Annotated in this window: 20 protein-coding genes; 14 read left to right on the top strand and 6 right to left on the bottom strand. The window is 71.3% G+C overall.

Features of this window, described 5'->3' with window-relative positions; genetic code table 11:
• Positions 1-4 precede the first annotated feature (4 nt).
• From ACIOGZ_RS07385 to era, 9 genes are all read left to right on the top strand, one after another.
• Entirely contained in the window at positions 5-928 is a 924-nt protein-coding gene (locus tag ACIOGZ_RS07385) for a ribonuclease Z (RefSeq protein WP_363588246.1), read from the top strand.
• Positions 929-1,104: 176 nt separating this feature from the next.
• A complete protein-coding gene (locus ACIOGZ_RS07390; RefSeq protein ID WP_400805391.1) occupies positions 1,105-2,223 on the top strand; it encodes a PhoH family protein in 1,119 nt (372 codons plus the stop codon).
• Between the two features lie 14 nt (positions 2,224-2,237).
• Positions 2,238-2,732, top strand: a complete 495-nt coding sequence (gene ybeY / locus ACIOGZ_RS07395; RefSeq protein WP_063347517.1) for an rRNA maturation RNase YbeY — start codon at positions 2,238-2,240, stop codon at positions 2,730-2,732.
• Between the two features lie 19 nt (positions 2,733-2,751).
• Complete coding sequence (locus tag ACIOGZ_RS07400; protein ID WP_063347516.1) at positions 2,752-4,077, top strand: hemolysin family protein; 1,326 nt, start codon at positions 2,752-2,754, stop codon at positions 4,075-4,077.
• Between the two features lie 33 nt (positions 4,078-4,110).
• The gene (locus tag ACIOGZ_RS07405; RefSeq protein ID WP_063351092.1) at positions 4,111-4,347 is read left to right on the top strand and encodes a hypothetical protein; all 237 of its coding nucleotides are present in this window, start codon (positions 4,111-4,113) and stop codon (positions 4,345-4,347) included.
• Positions 4,348-4,391: 44 nt separating this feature from the next.
• A complete protein-coding gene (locus ACIOGZ_RS07410; protein WP_363588245.1) occupies positions 4,392-4,937 on the top strand; it encodes a DUF4383 domain-containing protein in 546 nt (181 codons plus the stop codon).
• 31 nt (positions 4,938-4,968) lie between these two features.
• The gene (locus ACIOGZ_RS07415) at positions 4,969-5,322 is read left to right on the top strand and encodes a hypothetical protein (RefSeq protein WP_063351091.1); all 354 of its coding nucleotides are present in this window, start codon (positions 4,969-4,971) and stop codon (positions 5,320-5,322) included.
• A 161-nt stretch (positions 5,323-5,483) separates the two neighbouring features.
• Positions 5,484-5,633: a hypothetical protein gene (locus ACIOGZ_RS07420; RefSeq protein ID WP_363588243.1), complete on the top strand. Its 150-nt coding sequence runs from the start codon at positions 5,484-5,486 to the stop codon at positions 5,631-5,633.
• Positions 5,634-5,692: 59 nt separating this feature from the next.
• Positions 5,693-6,622, top strand: coding sequence for a GTPase Era (gene era, locus ACIOGZ_RS07425; protein WP_363588241.1), 930 nt, complete (start codon positions 5,693-5,695; stop codon positions 6,620-6,622).
• Positions 6,623-6,697: 75 nt separating this feature from the next.
• On the opposite strand, the gene ACIOGZ_RS07430 is transcribed toward era, so the two are convergent.
• A complete protein-coding gene (locus ACIOGZ_RS07430; protein ID WP_063351090.1) occupies positions 6,698-6,964 on the bottom strand; it encodes a protealysin inhibitor emfourin in 267 nt (88 codons plus the stop codon).
• A 157-nt stretch (positions 6,965-7,121) separates the two neighbouring features.
• Positions 7,122-8,144, bottom strand: coding sequence for a M4 family metallopeptidase (locus ACIOGZ_RS07435; RefSeq protein WP_363588239.1), 1,023 nt, complete (start codon positions 8,142-8,144; stop codon positions 7,122-7,124).
• Positions 8,145-8,474: 330 nt separating this feature from the next.
• Between ACIOGZ_RS07435 and leuA the strand changes: the two genes are divergently transcribed.
• The 4 genes from leuA to ACIOGZ_RS07455 all read left to right on the top strand — a co-directional run bounded on the left by leuA (position 8,475) and on the right by ACIOGZ_RS07455 (position 13,007).
• Complete coding sequence (leuA, locus tag ACIOGZ_RS07440) at positions 8,475-10,271, top strand: 2-isopropylmalate synthase (RefSeq protein WP_350878208.1); 1,797 nt, start codon at positions 8,475-8,477, stop codon at positions 10,269-10,271.
• 360 nt (positions 10,272-10,631) lie between these two features.
• Positions 10,632-11,174 carry a TerB family tellurite resistance protein gene (locus ACIOGZ_RS07445; RefSeq protein WP_350878207.1) on the top strand — a complete coding sequence of 181 codons (543 nt, stop codon included), beginning with the start codon at positions 10,632-10,634 and terminating at the stop codon, positions 11,172-11,174.
• A 242-nt stretch (positions 11,175-11,416) separates the two neighbouring features.
• Positions 11,417-12,163: a DNA repair protein RecO gene (gene recO / locus ACIOGZ_RS07450; RefSeq protein WP_063347510.1), complete on the top strand. Its 747-nt coding sequence runs from the start codon at positions 11,417-11,419 to the stop codon at positions 12,161-12,163.
• Positions 12,164-12,167: 4 nt separating this feature from the next.
• Positions 12,168-13,007 carry an isoprenyl transferase gene (locus ACIOGZ_RS07455; RefSeq protein WP_363369948.1) on the top strand — a complete coding sequence of 280 codons (840 nt, stop codon included), beginning with the start codon at positions 12,168-12,170 and terminating at the stop codon, positions 13,005-13,007.
• A 78-nt stretch (positions 13,008-13,085) separates the two neighbouring features.
• Here the strand turns inward: ACIOGZ_RS07455 and ACIOGZ_RS07460 are convergent, their stop codons facing one another.
• Genes ACIOGZ_RS07460 through ACIOGZ_RS07475 form a run of 4 tightly spaced genes read right to left on the bottom strand, consistent with a single transcriptional unit; the run spans position 13,086 to position 16,296 of the window.
• On the bottom strand, positions 13,086-13,496 hold the full coding sequence (locus ACIOGZ_RS07460) for a Fur family transcriptional regulator (RefSeq protein WP_350878206.1): 411 nt from the start codon (positions 13,494-13,496) through the stop codon (positions 13,086-13,088).
• Between the two features lie 35 nt (positions 13,497-13,531).
• Positions 13,532-14,527 (bottom strand): metal ABC transporter permease, encoded by a 996-nt coding sequence (locus ACIOGZ_RS07465; RefSeq protein WP_363586346.1) that lies wholly within the window; start codon positions 14,525-14,527, stop codon positions 13,532-13,534.
• The gene (locus ACIOGZ_RS07470; protein WP_350878204.1) at positions 14,524-15,288 is read right to left on the bottom strand and encodes a metal ABC transporter ATP-binding protein; all 765 of its coding nucleotides are present in this window, start codon (positions 15,286-15,288) and stop codon (positions 14,524-14,526) included. The genes ACIOGZ_RS07465 and ACIOGZ_RS07470 overlap by 4 nt, the downstream gene beginning before the upstream one ends.
• A 15-nt stretch (positions 15,289-15,303) precedes the next feature.
• Positions 15,304-16,296: a metal ABC transporter substrate-binding protein gene (locus ACIOGZ_RS07475; RefSeq protein WP_363629219.1), complete on the bottom strand. Its 993-nt coding sequence runs from the start codon at positions 16,294-16,296 to the stop codon at positions 15,304-15,306.
• Positions 16,297-16,487: 191 nt separating this feature from the next.
• Between ACIOGZ_RS07475 and ACIOGZ_RS07480 the strand changes: the two genes are divergently transcribed.
• Positions 16,488-17,870, top strand: a complete 1,383-nt coding sequence (locus tag ACIOGZ_RS07480; protein WP_030233601.1) for a glycine--tRNA ligase — start codon at positions 16,488-16,490, stop codon at positions 17,868-17,870.
• The last annotated feature ends 68 nt before the right edge of the window (positions 17,871-17,938 follow it).

Raw genomic sequence — 17,938 nt, forward strand, 5'->3', positions numbered from 1 at the left:
CTACGTGTCACAGCGCGAACTCGTCGTCCTCGGCACCGCCAGCCAGGTGCCCACCCGGCACCGCAACCACAACGGCTACCTGCTCCGCTGGGACGGCGAGGGCCTGCTGTTCGACCCCGGCGAGGGCACCCAGCGGCAGATGCTGCTGGCCGGCGTCTCGGCCACCCAGATCACCCGGATCGCCGTGACGCACTTCCACGGCGACCACTGCCTGGGCCTCGCCGGGGTGATCCAGCGGATCAACCTGGACCGCGTCCCCCACCCGGTGGACGTCTACTTCCCGGCCTCCGGCGAGGTCTACTTCGAGCGGCTGCGGCACGCCACCGCCTACCACGAGACGGCCGTCCTGCGGCCCCGGCCGATCGACGAGCCGGGCCCGCTGCCCGCGCCCGGTGCCCGCTTCGCGCTGGACGCCGTGCGGCTGTCGCACCCCGTGGAGTCCTTCGGCTACCGGCTGTCCGAGCCGGACGGCCGCCGCCTGGTGCCCGAACGCCTCGCCGCGCTGGGCGTCTTCGGCCCCGCGGTCGGCCGCCTCCAGCACGAGGGGGCGATCGAGGCGGACGGCCGGCGGGTCACCCTGGAGGAGGTCAGCGAGCCCCGGCCGGGCCAGCGCTTCGCCTTCGTGATGGACACCCGGCTCTGCGACGGCGTGTACGAACTCGCCGAGGGCGCCGACCTGTTGGTCGCCGAGTCGACCTTCGCCGACGCCGACGCCCGGCTCGCCGAGGAGCACGGCCACCTCACCGCCGGGCAGGCCGCCAAGGCCGCCGCCGAGGCCGGTGTGCGCACCCTGGTGCTGACCCACTTCTCCCAGCGCTACCCGGACCTCGGCCAGCACCTGGCCGACGCCCGCAAACACTTCGACGGCGAGCTGGTGATCGCCGCCGACCTCACCCGGGTGCCCGTCCCCGTCCGGCGCCAGCCGTGAACCCGGCCCGCACCCCGTGAAAAGCGCTCGCGCCGCCCCCCGATCTGCCGCAGCATCGTCGGGTGCGGCCCCGCCGCCCGCCGCGGCGACCACGTGCGCGGCGTACCCTGGTGCCCCGGAGAGACCGATCGGCACACGACACCACGGATGGGATGAGGCAGGCCCAGCGCCGACCTATGAGTGACACATCGCAGACCCGTACGAACGGACAGTCGCGCCCCGAACCGGCCGACGACGGTCGCGTCAGCGCCCGGATCGTCATCCCCGAGAAGCACCCGATGGTCACCCTGCTCGGCACGGCGGACTCGCTGCTGCGCGTGATCGAGCAGGGCTTCCCCGCCGCCGACATCCACGTCCGCGGCAACGAGGTGACCGCCACCGGAGCGCGCGCCGAGGTCGCCCTCGTGCAGCGGCTCTTCACCGAGATGATGCTGGTGCTGCGCACCGGCCAGCCCTTGACGGAGGATTCCGTGGAGCGCTCCATCGCCATGCTCCGCGGTGCCGCGGAGGACCCGGACAGCCCGGCGCCGTCCCAGGTGTTCACCGCGAACATCCTGTCCAACCGGGGCCGCACGATCCGCCCCAAGACCCTCAACCAGCAGCGCTACGTCGACGCGATCGACAAGCACACGATCGTCTTCGGCCTCGGCCCGGCCGGCACCGGCAAGACCTACCTCGCGATGGCCAAGGCCGTCCAGGCCCTCCAGGCCAAGGAGGTCAACCGGATCATCCTGACCCGCCCGGCCGTCGAGGCGGGGGAGCGGCTGGGCTTCCTGCCCGGCACCCTCTACGAGAAGATCGACCCGTACCTGCGCCCGCTGTACGACGCGCTGCACGACATGATGGACCCGGACTCCATCCCGCGCCTGATGGCGGCCGGCACCATCGAGGTCGCGCCGCTGGCGTACATGCGCGGCCGCACCCTCAACGACGCCTTCATCATCCTGGACGAGGCCCAGAACACCTCGCCCGAGCAGATGAAGATGTTCCTCACCCGCCTCGGTTTCAACTCCCGGGTGGTGGTCACCGGCGACACCAGCCAGATCGACCTCCCGGGCGGCACCCGCAGCGGCCTCAAGGTCGTCCAGGACATCCTGGCCGACGTGCCCGACATCCACTTCTCCGTCCTCACCAGCACCGACGTGGTCCGCCACAAGCTGGTCGGCCGGATCGTGGACGCCTACGAACGCTGGGACGCCAAGCAGGAGGCCGAGGAGAACTCCTCGCCCGCCCGCAAGCCGGCCCAGCGGCGCGGCTCCCGCGCACCCCGTCAGTCCCATCGCACCGAAAGCTGAGTACGCAGCCCGTCATGTCGATCGACATCGCCAACGAGTCCGGTTGGGACGCCGATGAGGAAGCCATCCTCGACGTCGCCCGCTTCGCCCTGGACAAGATGCGGATCCACCCGCAGTCCGAACTGTCCGTGATCCTGGTGGACGGAGCGGCGATGGAGGAGCTGCACATCCAGTGGATGGACCTCCCCGGCCCCACCGACGTGATGTCCTTCCCGATGGACGAGCTTCGCCCCGGCAAGGAGGGCGAGGAACTGCCGCAGGGCCTGCTCGGCGACATCGTGCTCTGCCCGGAGGTCGCCGAGCAGCAGGGCAAGGCGGCCCCCTCCAAGCACTCGATGGACGAGGAGCTCCAACTGCTCACCGTCCACGGGGTGCTGCACGTCCTCGGGTACGACCACGAGGAGCCCGAGGAGGAGGAGGAGATGTTCGCCCTCCAGAAGCGCATCCTGGACGACTGGCGGGCCGGCCGGGGCCTCGGTGGTCTCTCCCCGGCCCCCACCACCCACTGAGCGCGGAGCCCGAACCCCTGTGAGTGGTGAAAGTACGAGCTTCATCCTCGGTGCCGTGCTCCTCGTCGTCCTCGGCTGGCTGGCCGCGTGCGCCGAGGCGGGCATCTCCCGGGTCTCCCGGTTCCGCGCGGAGGAGGCCGTGCGGGCCGGGCGGCGCGGCTCGGCCCGGCTGCTGACCGTCGCCTCCGACCCGATCCGCTACCTCAACCTGGCGACCCTGATCCGGGTGGCCAGCGAGATGGCGGCGGCCGTCCTGGTCACCGTGGTGTGCGTGCGCAACGTGGAGCCGATCTGGCAGGCCGTGCTGCTGGCGTTCGGCGTGATGGTGCTGGTGTCCTTCGTCGCGGTGGGGGTCTCGCCGCGCACGATCGGGCGCCAGCACCCGCTCACCACCGCGACCGCCGCCTCCTTCGTGCTGCTGCCGCTGGCCGCGGTGCTCGGCCCGATCCCGCGGCTGCTGATCCTGCTCGGCAACGCGCTGACCCCGGGCAAGGGCTACCGGGAGGGGCCGTTCGCCTCCGAGGCCGAACTGCGGGCGCTGGTCGACCTCGCCGAGAAGGACGACCTGATCGAGGACGAGGAGCGCCGGATGGTGCACTCCGTCTTCGAGCTGGGCGACACCATTGTCCGCGAGGTGATGGTGCCGCGCACCGACCTGGTGATGATCGAGCGGCACAAGACCGTCCGGCAGGCGCTCACCCTGGCGCTGCGCTCGGGCTTCTCGCGGATCCCCGTGGTCGGGGACAGCGAGGACGACGTGGTCGGCATCGTCTACCTGAAGGACCTGGTCCGGCGTACCCACATCAACCGGGAGGCGGAGTCCGAGGAGGTCGGCGCGGTGATGCGCCCGGCCGTCTTCGTACCGGACTCCAAGCCGGCCGGCGACCTGCTGCGCGAGATGCAGCAGCGCCGCTCGCACGTGGCGATCGTGATCGACGAGTACGGCGGCACGGCCGGCCTGGTCACCATCGAGGACGTCCTGGAGGAGATCGTCGGCGAGATCACCGACGAGTACGACCGGGAGATCGCGCCGGTGGAGGACCTCGGCGACGGCTCGTACCGGATCACCGCCCGGCTGCTGGTGGAGGACCTGGGCGAGCTCTTCGGCATCGAGCTGGAGGACGAGGACGTCGAGACCGTCGGCGGCCTGCTGGCCAAGCACCTCGGCCGGGTGCCGATCCCCGGCTCGGCCTGCGAGATCCCGCTGCCCGAGCCCGCCGGCACCGGGCTGACCGGCATCCTGCTGACCGCCGAGTCCTCGGCCGGGCGCCGCAACCGGATCGGCTCGATGGTCGCGACCCCGGTCCGCAAGGCCGCGGAGGCCGGGGCGGAACCCGGCGAGTAGCGGTCGCGCCCCGGCGGAGCGACCATGGACAGCATGACGCATCAACTTCGCGCGGAGTACGGCCCGCAGGGTGCGACCGGCGGGGTCAAGGTCTGGCACGTGGTGCGCGACGGCGACCCCGCGACGGCGCTCTGCGGCCGTAGCCTGGCCGACGACGCCGAGACGCGGCCCGAGCAGGAGTGGGGCACCGGGCTGCGCTGCTGCCAGCAGTGCGGTTCGCTCTACATGCACGAGGTGCCGCACATGCAGGGGAGCCATCCCTACAGCTAGGCCGGCGTGGCCGGCAGGCCGGCCAGGCCATGGTGGAGGTCACCATGAAGCTGCAAGACGAACTGCCCGTGAACAGCCGGCTCGCCACGGTGTGGCGGATCGGGGCGGGGCTCGGGGGGATTTTCCTGATCGTGTTCGGGTGCCTGGGGCTGGCCGATCACCCGGGCTTCCTGGCCACCCACGGTGACCGGATCGCCGGGCTGTCGACCAACGGGGCGCTGAGCATCCTGTCCATCGTGGCGGGCGCGATCCTGGTGGCGGGGGCGGTGATCGGCGGCAACTTCGCGTCCAACCTGAACATGGTGGTCGGCGTGCTGTTCGTCCTGTCCGGCTTCTACGGCCTGGCGGTGCTCGGGCGGCCGGACGCCAACATCCTGAACTTCCGGATGTCGAACGTGCTGTTCGCCTTCATCTTCGGGGTGATCCTGACGACCTTCGGGATGTACGGCCGGGTGAGCAGCCACCTGCCGCACGACAACCCGTTCTGGCGCGAGCGCGCGGAGCACGAGACGGCGAGGCCGTCCGGGCCGAAGACCTTCGTCAAGGTCCTCAATCCGAACCCCGGTCCGACCCACCCGGTCGGCCACTGAGCGGCCGCGGGGGCCGCCTATGCTCGGCGGCATGAGTGACATCGTCGAGCTCGACCCCGAAGACAAGAAGATCATCACCCTGGCCCGCTCGGCCCGCGCCCGCAACGGCGTCGCCGAGGGGGCCGCGGTGCGTGACGAGACCGGCCGGACGTACGTGGCCGGGACGGTCGCGCTGGAGTCGCTCCGGCTGAGCGCGCTGCAGACGGCGGTGGCGATGGCGGTGGCCAGCGGTGCGAAGTCGCTGGAGGCGGCGGCCGTGGTGAGCGAGGCGGAGCAGCCGGCCGAGGCCGACCTGGCGGCCGTCCGGGACCTCGGCGGGGCCGGGACGCCCGTGCTGCTGGCCGGTGTGGACGGGACGCTGCGGGTGGCGGCCGAGGCCCGCTGAGGGCGGCTGGGGCCCGCCGGCCTGATGCCGCGGCCCGCAGCGGGTCTGCTGGGGCCCGCTGCGGCGGGCGATGGCGGCGGCCTGGCGAACACCTGCCCGAACCGAGCCGATAGTCTCACCGGGGGAGTGAACTCGGTGAGGGGGCTGGGCACATGGGGGCGGTGGCGTTCTTCGCCGGGCTGCTGCTGTTCGTGATGGGGATGGGCAAGTGGCAGGAGACCGGCTCGCCGTACTGGCTCTGGGGTTCGGTCGCCTTTCTGGTGCTGCTGGTGGTGATGTCGGTGGTCACGCGGGGTGGCCGCAAGGGCTGATCGGGCGGTGCGGGCGGGCCCGGACAGCGCGACTCCGGTGATCAGGGAGAATGGAGCACATGAGTGCCCCTTCCTCCTCGTACCGCTCCGGCTTCGCGTGCTTCGTCGGCCGACCCAACGCGGGCAAGTCGACCCTGACCAACGCTCTGGTGGGGACGAAGGTCGCGATCACCTCCGACCGCCCGCAGACCACCCGGCACACCGTGCGCGGCATCGTGCACCGCCCGGACTCCCAGCTCGTCCTGGTCGACACCCCCGGCCTGCACAAGCCGCGCACCCTGCTCGGCGAGCGCCTCAACGACCTGGTCCGCAGCACCTGGGCCGAGGTCGACGTGATCGGCTTCTGCCTGCCCGCCGACCAGAAGCTCGGCCCCGGCGACAAGTTCATCGCCAAGGAACTCGCCGAGGTCAAGAAGACCCCCAAGGTCGCCATCGTCACCAAGACCGACCTGGTCGACTCCAAGCGGCTCGCCGAGCAGCTGATCGCCATCCACCAGCTCGGTGAGGAACTGGGCATCGAGTGGGCCGAGATCATCCCGGTCTCGGCCGTCGGCGACAAGCAGGTGGAACTGGTCGGCGACCTGATCACCAAGCTGCTGCCGGAGGGCATGCCGCTCTACCCGGACGGCGACCTCACCGACGAGCCCGAGCAGATCATGGTCGCGGAGCTGATCCGCGAGGCCGCCCTGGAGGGCGTCCGGGACGAGCTGCCGCACTCGCTGGCCGTCGTGGTCGAGGAGATGCTCCCGCGCGAGGGCCGCCCGGCGGACCGCCCGCTGCTGGACATCCACGCCAACGTCTACATCGAGCGGCAGAGCCAGAAGGCGATCGTCATCGGCGCCAAGGGCGCGCGGCTCAAGCACGTCGGCACCACCGCCCGCAAGCACATCGAGGCGCTGCTCGGCACGCCGGTCTATCTGGACCTGCACGTCAAGGTGGCCAAGGACTGGCAGCGCGACCCGAAGCAGCTGCGCAAGCTCGGCTTCTGAGCCCCGGTTCCCGCCGAAGGCCCGCCCGGATCCGTCGATCGGGCGGGCCTTCGGCGGGTCCGGGGGCCGGTGGGGCTACGCGCCCTCGCGCAGGACCAGCGACACCAGCTCGCGCTGCGAGTCGGTGAGCTTCGGGTCGGCGCAGTAGACCGTCCGGCCGTCGACGGTGATCTCGTAGTGGAAGCCGTCCGGCACCCCGTACGAGGGCGCCCGCAGCCCGCCCGCGACGGCCTCGCGGGCGAGCGCGTGGACGTGCGGGGCGTCCGTGCGGTCGACGGTGTCGAGTTCCGCATGGCGGACGATCCCCGCGAAGCCGCCGGTCCGGGTCACCTGGATACGCATGGTGTCCATGGTGCTACCAGGGGAGGGAGTTTGCCGGTCTTTTCCCGGACCGTGACCTTAAGCGCGGCTCAACCCGGTCTCAACCGGTCCTCGGTCGGGGCCGTCGTCGGGGCCGCCGCCGAGGCCTGAGGGGTTCGGCCGGGGCCGCCTGAGGGGTTCAGCCGGGGCTGACGCCCACCTGCGCCCAGGAGGCCGTCACGGTGTCCGCCACCGAGGACTGGTCGGGGTAGCGGGCCTTGGCGGCGGCCACGGTGGCTCGGGCGAAGGCGGTGAAGTCGGCGTCGGCGGCCAGCCGGCCGCCGGTCAGGGCGTCGTACCAGATCCGCCCGGCGCGGTCCCAGGCCTGGCCGCCGAGGGCGGTGGCCAGCAGGTAGAACGCGTGGTTGGGGATGCCGGAGTTGATGTGCACGCCGCCGTTGTCGTCGGTGGTGTCCACGTAGTCCCGCATGTGCGCGGGCTGCGGGTCCTTGCCGAGCCGGGGGTCGTCGTAGGCGGTGCCGGGGGCCTTCATCGAGCGCAGCGCCACGCCCTGGATGCCGGGGGCGAGCAGGCCGGCGCCGATCAGCCAGTCGGCGTGGGCGGCGTCCTGGCCCAGCGAGTGCTGCTTGACCAGCGAGCCGAAGACGTCGGAGACCGACTCGTTGAGCGCGCCGGGCTGGTCCTGGTACTGCAGGCCGGCGGTGAACTGGGTGACGCCGTGGGTGAGTTCGTGGCCGATGACGTCGACGCAGGCGGTGAAGTCGCCGAAGATCTCGCCGTCGCCGTCGCCGAAGACCATCTGGTGGCCGTTCCAGAAGGCGTTGTCGTAGTCCTGGCCGTAGTGCACGGTGGCGTCCAGGCGCAGCCCCCGGTTGTCGATCGAGCGGCGGCCGAAGACGGTGGCGTACAGGGCGAAGGTGTCGCCGAGGCCGTCGTAGGCGTGGTTGACGGACTGGTCGGCGACCGGGGCCTGGCCCTCGGTGCGGACGGTCCGGCCGGGCAGCCGCTGGCTGTGGGCGGTGTCGGCGATCAGCCGGCTGGGGGTCGGGCCGGTGCTGACGGGCGGGGGAGGGGCGAGGCGGGCCGCGCGGTGCGCGGTGTCGAGCAGGAGGGAGCGGACGGCGGGCTCGTGACCGGCCTCGGCGAGGCGGTCCAGGACGTACGGCGGGACGATCGCGCAGATCGGAACTGCTGCAGTCATGTGGCCCAGGGTGAGGCCTCGATGACCGGTTGTCACCACTCTTGGCGTGACCGGTCGGTGTCTCAAGGGGTGGAACGGTGGCCCGGATCACTTCGGGGGCGCGCGGCCCTGGGTTACGCTGGGGCCATCATGCGCAACGGGCTGCTTCTTCTTAGCTGCCGCGTCGAGGGCCTGTAGTCCACAGGGCCGGCTCCCTCGCCGCGGGGATCGAGCTGTGCGCGTCATCCGGCGATCCAACGGAGGGTCGCGAGCGGCAGCTGCCGGCCAGTCGGTGTTGACCACCCCGACCCGCCCCCGCACCACGCATCACAGGAAGCCGAGAGTCATTCCATGACCGAGCAGAGCTCCGCCGCGCCCATCCCCGCCGGTCGCGCCTTCGTCGACCGCCCCACCCCGATCACCGCCGCGTCCGTGCGCCAGCTGCCCTCCGGCATGCGGTACGGGCGCTACCTGCCGTTCGACACCGTCGACCTGCCGGACCGCACCTGGCCGAGCAAGGTGATCACCAAGGCGCCGCGCTGGCTCTCCACCGACCTGCGGGACGGCAACCAGGCGCTGATCGACCCGATGTCCCCGGCCCGCAAGCGCAAGATGTTCGACCTGCTGGTCGCGATGGGCTACAAGGAGATCGAGGTCGGCTTCCCGTCCTCCGGCGCCACCGACCACGCCTTCGTGCGGTCGCTGATCGAGGAGGGGGCGATCCCCGAGGACGTCACCATCTCGGTGCTGACGCAGGCCCGCGAGGAGCTGATCGAGAAGACCGTCGAGTCGCTGGTCGGCGCCCCGCGCGCGACGGTCCACCTGTACAACGCGACGGCGCCGCTGTTCCGCCGGGTGGTGTTCCGCAACGACCGGGCCGCGACCAAGGCGATCGCCACCGACGGCACCCGGCTGGTGATGGAGTACGCCGAGAAGCTGCTGGGCGAGGAGACCGTCTTCGGCTACCAGTACTCGCCGGAGATCTTCGTGGACACCGAGCTGGACTTCGCGCTGGAGGTCTGCGAGGCGGTCATGGACGTCTGGCAGCCGGGCGAGGGCCGCGAGATCATCCTGAACCTGCCGGCCACCATCGAGCGGGCCACCCCGAACGTGCAGGCCGACCAGTTCGAGTGGATGTCGCGCAACCTGTCGCGCCGCGAGTTCGTCTGCCTGTCGGTGCACCCGCACAACGACCGCGGCACCGCCGTCGCCTCCGCCGAACTGGCCTACATGGCGGGCGCGGACCGCATCGAGGGCTGCCTGTTCGGCCAGGGCGAGCGGACGGGCAACGTCGACCTGGTGACCCTGGGCATGAACCTGTTCTCGCAGGGCATCGACCCGCAGATCGACTTCTCCGACATCGACGAGGTGCGCCGCACCGCCGAGTACTGCAACCAGATGGAGGTGCACCCGCGCCACCCGTACGCCGGCGACCTGGTGTACACCTCCTTCTCCGGCTCGCACCAGGACGCCATCAAGAAGGGCTTCGACGCCCTGGAGGCGGACGCCGCGGCGGCGGGCGTCCCGGTGGGGGAGCACACCTGGGGCGTGCCGTACCTGCCGATCGACCCGAAGGACGTCGGCCGCACCTACGAGGCGGTCATCCGGGTCAACAGCCAGTCCGGCAAGGGCGGTGTGGCGTACGTCCTGAAGAACGACCACAAGCTGGACCTGCCGCGCCGGATGCAGATCGAGTTCTCCCGGATCATCCAGGCCAAGACCGACGCCGAGGGCGGCGAGGTCACCCCGGCCGAGATCTGGCGGGTCTTCGAGGACGAGTACCTGCCGACCCCGGACAACCCGTGGGGCCGGATCTCGCTGAGCGGTTCGCGCACCCTGACCACCGAGGACGGCCGGGACGCGCTGATCGCCGGCGCGCTGGTGGACTCGGTACCGGTGACCCTGACCGGTGTCGGCAACGGCCCGGTCTCCGCCTTCACGGACGCGCTGGCCCGGATCGGCCTGGACGTCCGCGTCCTGGACTACGCCGAGCACGCGCTGAGCGAGGGCGGCGACGCCCAGGCCGCCGCGTACGTCGAGTGCGCGGTGGACGGCAAGGTGCTGTGGGGCGTCGGCATCGACGGCAACACCGTGCTGGCCTCGCTGAAGGCGATCATCAGCGCCGTCAACCGGGCGCAGCGCGGGTAGTTCGTACGAGTGAGATGTGGCGGGGCCGTCCTCCGGGGCGGCCCTTCGCCGCGCCTGGGGCCAGTTGTGTCCTGCGCCACATTTTTTCGGGTCGGAAGCCGTTCGAGGTACTGACACGTGCCGGTAACCATGGCAACATCGATCCACCGGAAAGCCGGGTCGGTGGGACGGCCTCGGTGTCCGGTCGCGTGACCTGCCCATTGTTGTGCAGGCCGTCTGCCATGTCTGGGGAGTGGCGCCGTGACCAGGTTGTGGGGTGTTCGCCCGCGGTGGCGGACTGACGTTCTCGGTGACTTCTTCTGTCCGGGCTGTGGCGGGGACCGCAACTACCGCCGGCAGCACGGTCGGCGGTGGCTGCGGTTGCTGGGGACCCCGGTGGCCCCGCTCGGCCCGGTGATCGGCAGCGTGCAGTGCACCAGCTGCCACGGTCGCTACGGCGTCGAGAGCCTGGAACAGCCCACCTCCGTACGGCTCGGCGCGATGCTGCGGGACGCGCAGTACACCATCGCGCTCGCCCTGCTCGCGGCCGGCGGCACCGCGCACCGCGCGGCCCGCGAGGCGGCCTGCACGGCGGTGCGCGAGGCCGGGTTCGAGGACTGCGGCGAGGCCCAGGTGCTGGCCGCGCTCGCCGCGCTGTCCGGGCTCGGCGGCGAACTCTACGACGCCCACGGGATGGCCGGCGGCCTGGCCGTGGAACTGCACGCGGTGCTCGAACCGCTCGCCCCGCACCTGGCCCACCAGGGCCGGGAGCGGCTGCTGCTGCAGGGCGCGGCGATCGCCCTGTCCGACGGGCGCTACCTGCCGCAGGAGCGCGAGGCGCTGGCCGCGGTCGGGCGCTGTCTGGATCTACCGCAGTCGCGGGTCGGGGCGCTGCTGGAGGCGGCGACCCGGGCTCCGTACTAGACCTTCTCCGCAGTAACCCGGACGTCCTCCGCAGGACGGGACGTCCTCCGCAGTACCGGGCCCGCTCCGCAGTGCCGGGCCCGCCGCGCAACCCCCGAGCCATCTCCGATCCCCCACAAAACGGGCCCGAAATCCCCCTCCGGGCCCGCCGTGACCCGCACCGCTCGGTCCTCCCCCACGGACTCGGTGCGGGCAACACGGCTGTCGGCGGCCGGGGCGTGCCGTGGGGGAGAATGGCTCCCATGAGTCTTTTCCGGGACGACGGCGTCGTGCTGCGGGCGCAGAAGCTCGGCGAGGCCGATCGGATCATCACCCTGTTGACCCGGCACCACGGCAAGGTGCGGGCGGTGGCGCGCGGGGTGCGCAAGACCAAGTCCAAGTTCGGCGCCCGTCTGGAGCCGTTCTCGCACGTGGACGTGCAGTTCTTCAGCCGGGGGAGTGAGCTGATCGGCCGCGGGTTGCCGCTGTGCACCCAGGTGGAGACGATCGCGCCGTACGGCGGTTCGATCGTCACCGACTACGGCCGCTACACCGCCGGGACGGCGATGCTGGAGACGGCCGAGCGGTTCGCCGAGAACGAGGGCGAACCGGCCGTCCAGCAGTACCTGCTGCTGGTGGGCGCCCTGCGCACGCTGGCGGCCGGGCTGCACGAGTCGCACCTGGTGATGGACGCATTCCTGCTGCGCTCGCTCGCGGTGAACGGGTACGGCGCGAGCTTCACGGACTGCGCCAAATGCGGGCTGGAGGGGCCGAACCGTTTCTTCTCCCTTCCCGCGGGCGGGGTCCTCTGCCCGGACTGCCGAGTGCCCGGATGTGCCGTACCCTCCCCTGAGACACTGGTACTGCTCGGGGCGCTGCTGTCAGGGGACTGGCAGACGGCCGATTCCTGCGAGCCGAGGTACTGGCGGGAGGGCAGCGGCCTGGTCGCGGCCTATCTGCAGTGGCATTTGGAGCGGGGCATCCGCTCGATGAGATACGTGGAGAAGTGAGCACATGGCAGCGCGACGGCTCTTCGGCGGCGGCAAACAGAGGGAGTACCTCCCCCCGACCCCGCACCCCAGTGGCGCACAGCCCCCGAAGATTCCCGGCGAGCTGGTCCCCGGCCACGTCGCCATCGTGATGGACGGCAACGGCCGCTGGGCCAAGGAGCGCGGGCTGCCCCGCACCGAGGGCCACAAGGTCGGCGAGTCGGTCGTGCTGGACGTCCTCAAGGGCGCGATCGAGCTCGGCGTGAAGAACATCTCGCTGTACGCGTTCTCCACCGAGAACTGGAAGCGCTCGCCCGACGAGGTGAAGTTCCTGATGAACTTCAACCGGGACGTCATCCACCGCCGCCGCGACGAGATGGACGCGATGGGCGTGCGGGTCCGCTGGGCGGGCCGGATGCCGAAGCTGTGGAAGAGCGTCGTCCAGGAGCTCCAGGTCGCCGAGGAGCAGACCAAGGACAACGACGCCGTCACGCTCTACATGTGCGTCAACTACGGTGGCCGGGCCGAGCTCGCGGACGCCGCGGCGGCCCTCGCGGCCGACGTCGCCGCCGGGAAGCTGGACCCGAAGAAGGTCAACGAGAAGACCCTCGCCAAGTACATGTACCACCCGGACATGCCGGACGTGGACCTGTTCCTGCGCCCCAGCGGCGAGCAGCGCACCTCCAACTTCCTGCTCTGGCAGTCCGCGTACGCCGAGTTCGTGTTCCAGGACGTGCTCTGGCCGGACTTCGACCGCCGCGACCTGTGGCGTGCCTGCGAGCAGTACGCGAGGCGCGACCGCCGCTTCGGCGGGGCGATCCCGAACGAGGTGCCCGAGCCGCTGGACCTGCCCACCCAGCGCTGACGCGGTACGGCGGCGGTACGGCGAAGGGCCCGTGGGAATCGCTCCCACGGGCCCTTCGCCGTACCGCCGCTCCGCTGCTCAGGCCTTCTTGGCGCACTCCGCGCAGGTGCCGAAGATCTCCAGGGTGTGCGCGATGTCGCTGAACCCGTGCTCCGCGGCGACCGCGTTGGCCCAGCGTTCCACCGCTGGGCCCTCCACCTCGACGGTCGCGCCGCAGTGCCGGCACACCAGGTGGTGGTGGTGTCCGCTGCTGCACCGGCGGTAGACGGCCTCGCCGTCGGCGGTGCGCAGCACGTCCACCTCGCCTGCGTCGGCGAGCGACTGCAGGGTGCGGTAGACCGTGGTCAGACCGACGGAGTCCCCGCGGTGCTTGAGCATGTCGTGGAGCTCCTGCGCGCTGCGGAAGTCCTCGATCTCGTCCAGGGCCGCCGAGACGGCGGCACGTTGCCGGGTCGAGCGGGCGCGCGGCGACGGGCCTGCGGTGGTCACCGTGGGTCCTCCTGGGGTGGTGGGCGTCTCGCACCTCATTGTGCCAGCCCCGCCCCCCGCTCCGGAGTGATCGCGTCGGAGGAACCGCGGCCCGGGAGTTGCCCCGGGATCTGTCCCGGGGACTGCCCCGGGAATTCTTCGGGGAGTTGACCCGGGAACTGTTCCGGCAGGGCGACGTCGCAGACCTTCGGTCCGGGGTCCGCGACGCCCCTGCGGTGGCGCCGCCGGGCGAGCGGGGCGGCGAGCAGGCTGAACACCGCGAAGACCGCGATGGCGAGCAGCACGATGGCCGGGCCGGAGGGCACGTTGAGGTGGTAGGAGCCGGTGACGCCGGCCAGCGAGACCACCACGCCGAGCGCGATCGAGGCCGCCTGGGTGGCGGCGAACGACCGGGTGAGCTGCTGGGCGGCGACCACCGGGACCACCATCAGGGCACTGACCAGCAGCAGCCCGACCACCCGCATCGCGACGGTGACGGTGACGGCGGCCATCACCGCGAGCAGCAGGTTGAGCGTGCGCACCGGCAGGCCGGTGACCCGGGCGAAGTCCTCGTCCTGGCAGATCGCGAAGAGCTGTCGGCGCAGGCCGACGGTGACCGCGACGACCACCGCGCCGAGCACCGCGATGGTGATCAGGTCGGTCGGGGCGACGGTGAGGATGGAGCCCCACAGGTAGCTCTCCAGCGAGCCGGCGCCGGCCTGGGCGGAGAGCGAGACGAGCAGCTTGCCGCAGGCCATGCCGCCGTAGAAGAGCATCGCCAGGGCGATGTCGCCGCGCTGGTTGCCGCGCGAGCGGACCAGTTCCATCGTGACGGCGCCGAGCACGCAGACCAGCACGGCCATCCAGACCGGGCTGGTCTGGAAGATGAAGCCGAGGCCGACGCCGGTCATCGCGACGTGTCCCATGCCGTCGCCCATCAGGGCCTGCCGGCGCTGCACCAGGTAGATGCCGACGGCCGGTGCGGTGATCCCGACCAGGACGGCGGCGAGCAGGGCGCGCTGCATGAAGTCGTAGGAGAGCATCTCGGTCATGCCAGCAGCCTCGGCGGGGTGTGGTCGGCGTGCGGGTGGACGTGGTCGTGGCCGGGCAGCGCGTGCAGGCCGGTGTTGGGCACGGGCGGGCCGTCGTGCGCGACGCAGCCGTCCCGCAGCACCACGGCGCGGTCGATCAGCGGTTCCAGCGGCCCGAGTTCGTGCAGCACGAGGAGGACGGCGGCGCCGCGGGCGACCTCGGCGCGCAGGGTGTCGGCGAGCACCTGCTGGCTGGCGGCGTCCACGCCGGCCATCGGCTCGTCCATGATCAGCAGGTCGGGGGTGCCGACCAGGGCGCGGGCGATCAGCACCCGCTGCTGCTGGCCGCCGGACAGGTCGGCGACGCCGTCCCCGGCCCGCTCCAGCATGCCGACGGCGGCCAGCGCGCGGTCCACCGCCGCGCGGTCCCGGCGGCGGAACGGCAGCAGCCGGTGCTGCGGCAGCCGCCCGGTGGAGACCACTTCGCGCACGGTGGCCGGCACGCCGGAGGCGGCGGTGGTGCGCTGCGGGACGTACCCGATCCGGTGCCAGGCGCGGAAGCCGGCGTACGGGATGCCGAACAGCTCCAGCGTGCCCTGCCCCAGCGGGACGGAGCCGATCACGGCCTTGACGGTGGTGGACTTGCCGGAGCCGTTGGCGCCGAGCAGGGCGACCACCTCGCCGGGCTGGACGGTGAGGTCGACGCCGCGCAGCACCGGCCGACCGCCGCGCGAGGCGACGGCGTCGCGGAGGCGGACGGCCGGGGGTATCGGGTGGGTCATGGTGCTGTCGTCCCGTCAGCTGGTGGGGGTGCCGGTCGTGGTGGGAGTGGTGCCGGTCGCGGCGGGGGTGGCGCCGAGGGCGGCCTGGAGGTTGGCCAGGTTCTGCTTCATGACCGAGAGGTAGTCCTCCTTGCCCGGGTCCTTGACGCCCTCCAGCGGGTCCAGTACGGCGGTCTTGAGGCCGAGGTCCTTGGCGACGGTGTCGGCGAGCTTGGGGCTGACCAGGGTCTCGAAGAAGATCGTGGTGACGCCGTTGTCCTTGGCGGCCTTCTGCACCTCGGCGAGGCGGGCCGGGGTGGGCTCGGACTCGGGGTCGACGCCGTTGATGGCGACCTGGGTGAGGCCGTAGTGGTCGGCGAGGTAGCCGAAGGCGGCGTGGCTGGTGACGAAGGTCTTGGACTTGGCGTCCTTCAGGCCGTCCCGGAACTCCTGGTCCAGCGCCGTCAGCCGACCGACCAGGTCGTCGGTGTTCTTGCGGTAGTCGTCGGCGTGGGCCGGGTCGGCCTTGGCGAACCCGTCGCCGACGCTCTTGGCGATCGCCGCGTAGCGGGTCGGGTCGAGCCAGATGTGCGGGTCGCCGGCCGGGCCGTCGTGCTGGTGGCCGTCGGCCTCGGTGCCCTCGTCGAGGTGGTGGTCGACCAGCGGGCTGGCGGCGGTGGCGTCGATCTTGTACTTGGCCGAGGACTGGCCGACGGCCTGGTCGACGGTGGGCTGGAGGCCCTTGAGGTAGATGATCGCGTCGGACTTCTGGACGGTGGCGACCTGCTTGGCGGTGAGCTCCAGGTCGTGCGGCTCGACGCCGGCCGCGGTGAGGTCGGTGACCGCGACATGCTCCTTGCCGATCTGCTGGGCCAGGTACTCCATCGGGTAGAAGGAGGCGACGACCTTCAGCTTGCCGTCGGCGCTCTGGGCGCTGCTGCTGCCACCGCAGGCGGTCAGGACGAGGGAGGCGGTGAGGGCGGTGGCGGCGATGGCTATGGAGCTGCGGGTACGTCGTCCGATCATCATGACAATCATTCTCATCTTATCTGGAAATGATTGTCAACTCACTCGGACGGGTGAACGGCAGGTAGCCGTGGCTGGGAGGGGCCGGACGATACCGATTTGAACCCCGTACCCATATGGCCGGTAACCTGAGGTATTCGGGTACGCGCAACCAGCCGTGCCCTGACCGTGCCGTACGTACTGAAGAGAGCACTGTGGCCGCCGACAAGATCGACACGATCGTCAGCCTGAGCAAGCGCCGTGGCTTCGTCTACCCCTGCAGCGAGATCTACGGCGGCACGCGTGCCGCCTGGGACTACGGGCCGCTGGGCGTCGAACTCAAGGAGAACATCAAGCGCCAGTGGTGGCGCGCGATGGTCCAGGCCCGTGAGGACGTCGTGGGACTCGACTCGTCGGTGATCCTCGCGCGCGAGGTGTGGGAGGCCTCCGGCCACGTCGCCACCTTCAACGACCCGCTGACCGAGTGCCTCTCCTGCCACAAGCGCCACCGGGCCGACCACCTGGAGGAGAAGTACGAGGCCAAGCACGGCTTCCCGCCGCCGAACGGCCTCAAGGACGTCAACTGCCCCGACTGCGGCACCAAGGGCCAGTTCACCGAGCCCAAGGACTTCTCGGGCATGCTGAAGACCCACCTCGGCGTCACCGAGGAGGCCAGCGGCCTGGCCTTCCTGCGGCCCGAGACCGCCCAGGGCATCTTCACCAACTTCAAGGCCGTCCAGACCACGTCGCGCAAGAAGCCGCCGTTCGGCATCGCCCAGACCGGCAAGAGCTTCCGCAACGAGATCACCCCCGGCAACTTCATCTTCCGCACTCGCGAGTTCGAGCAGATGGAGATGGAGTTCTTCGTCAAGCCGGGCGAGGACGAGCAGTGGCACGAGTACTGGCTCCAGCAGCGCTGGGACTGGTACGTCGGCCTGGGCCTGCGCACCGAGAACATGCGCTTCTTCGAGCACCCGAAGGAGAAGCTCTCCCACTACGCCAAGCGCACGGTGGACATCGAGTACCGCTTCAACTTCGGCGGCAGCGAGTTCTCGGAGCTGGAGGGCGTCGCCAACCGCACCGACTACGACCTGCGGGTGCACAGCGAGGCGTCCGGCCAGGACCTCAAGTACTTCGACCAGGAGAGCGGCGAGCGGTACTTCCCGTACGTCATCGAGCCGGCGGCCGGCCTCAACCGCGCCATGCTGGCCTTCCTGATCGACGCCTACTTCGAGGACGAGGCGCCCAACGCCAAGGGCGTCATGGAGAAGCGCGTCGGCATGCGGCTCGACCCGCGCCTGGCCCCGGTCAAGGTCGCCGTCCTGCCGCTGTCGCGCAACGCCGACCTCTCCCCGAAGGCCCGTGGCCTCGCCGCCGACCTGCGCACCGCGTGGAACGTCGAGTTCGACGACGCCGGCGCCATCGGCAAGCGCTACCGCCGCCAGGACGAGATCGGCACGCCGTTCTGCGTCACCGTCGACTTCGACACCCTCGAGGACAACGCGGTGACCGTCCGCGACCGCGACACCATGTCGCAGGAGCGCGTCTCGCTCGACCAGGTCAAGGCGTACCTGGGTGCGCGGCTGATCGGCTGCTGAGCCTGCTCCGCCCGTCTGGAGCCCTCGTTCGCCCCGGTCCGTCCGGGGCGGACGGGGGCTCCCGCGTG

The organism is Kitasatospora sp. NPDC088160, from assembly GCF_044741445.1.
GTDB lineage: Bacteria > Actinomycetota > Actinomycetes > Streptomycetales > Streptomycetaceae > Kitasatospora.

Bases quoted from the DNA above. Each gene is read 5' to 3' on its own strand.
- ACIOGZ_RS07390 (WP_400805391.1), top strand. From the start codon at position 1,105: ATGAGTGACACATCGCAGACCCGTACGAACGGACAGTCGCGCCCCGAA.
- ybeY (WP_063347517.1), top strand. From the start codon at position 2,238: ATGTCGATCGACATCGCCAACGAGTCCGGTTGGGACGCCGATGAGGAA.
- ACIOGZ_RS07405 (WP_063351092.1), top strand. From the start codon at position 4,111: ATGACGCATCAACTTCGCGCGGAGTACGGCCCGCAGGGTGCGACCGGC.
- ACIOGZ_RS07410 (WP_363588245.1), top strand. From the start codon at position 4,392: ATGAAGCTGCAAGACGAACTGCCCGTGAACAGCCGGCTCGCCACGGTG.
- ACIOGZ_RS07415 (WP_063351091.1), top strand. From the start codon at position 4,969: ATGAGTGACATCGTCGAGCTCGACCCCGAAGACAAGAAGATCATCACC.
- era (WP_363588241.1), top strand. From the start codon at position 5,693: ATGAGTGCCCCTTCCTCCTCGTACCGCTCCGGCTTCGCGTGCTTCGTC.
- ACIOGZ_RS07430 (WP_063351090.1), bottom strand. From the start codon at position 6,964: ATGCGTATCCAGGTGACCCGGACCGGCGGCTTCGCGGGGATCGTCCGC.
- ACIOGZ_RS07435 (WP_363588239.1), bottom strand. From the start codon at position 8,144: ATGACTGCAGCAGTTCCGATCTGCGCGATCGTCCCGCCGTACGTCCTG.
- leuA (WP_350878208.1), top strand. From the start codon at position 8,475: ATGACCGAGCAGAGCTCCGCCGCGCCCATCCCCGCCGGTCGCGCCTTC.
- recO (WP_063347510.1), top strand. From the start codon at position 11,417: ATGAGTCTTTTCCGGGACGACGGCGTCGTGCTGCGGGCGCAGAAGCTC.
- ACIOGZ_RS07455 (WP_363369948.1), top strand. From the start codon at position 12,168: ATGGCAGCGCGACGGCTCTTCGGCGGCGGCAAACAGAGGGAGTACCTC.
- ACIOGZ_RS07465 (WP_363586346.1), bottom strand. From the start codon at position 14,527: ATGACCGAGATGCTCTCCTACGACTTCATGCAGCGCGCCCTGCTCGCC.
- ACIOGZ_RS07470 (WP_350878204.1), bottom strand. From the start codon at position 15,288: ATGACCCACCCGATACCCCCGGCCGTCCGCCTCCGCGACGCCGTCGCC.
- ACIOGZ_RS07475 (WP_363629219.1), bottom strand. From the start codon at position 16,296: ATGATGATCGGACGACGTACCCGCAGCTCCATAGCCATCGCCGCCACC.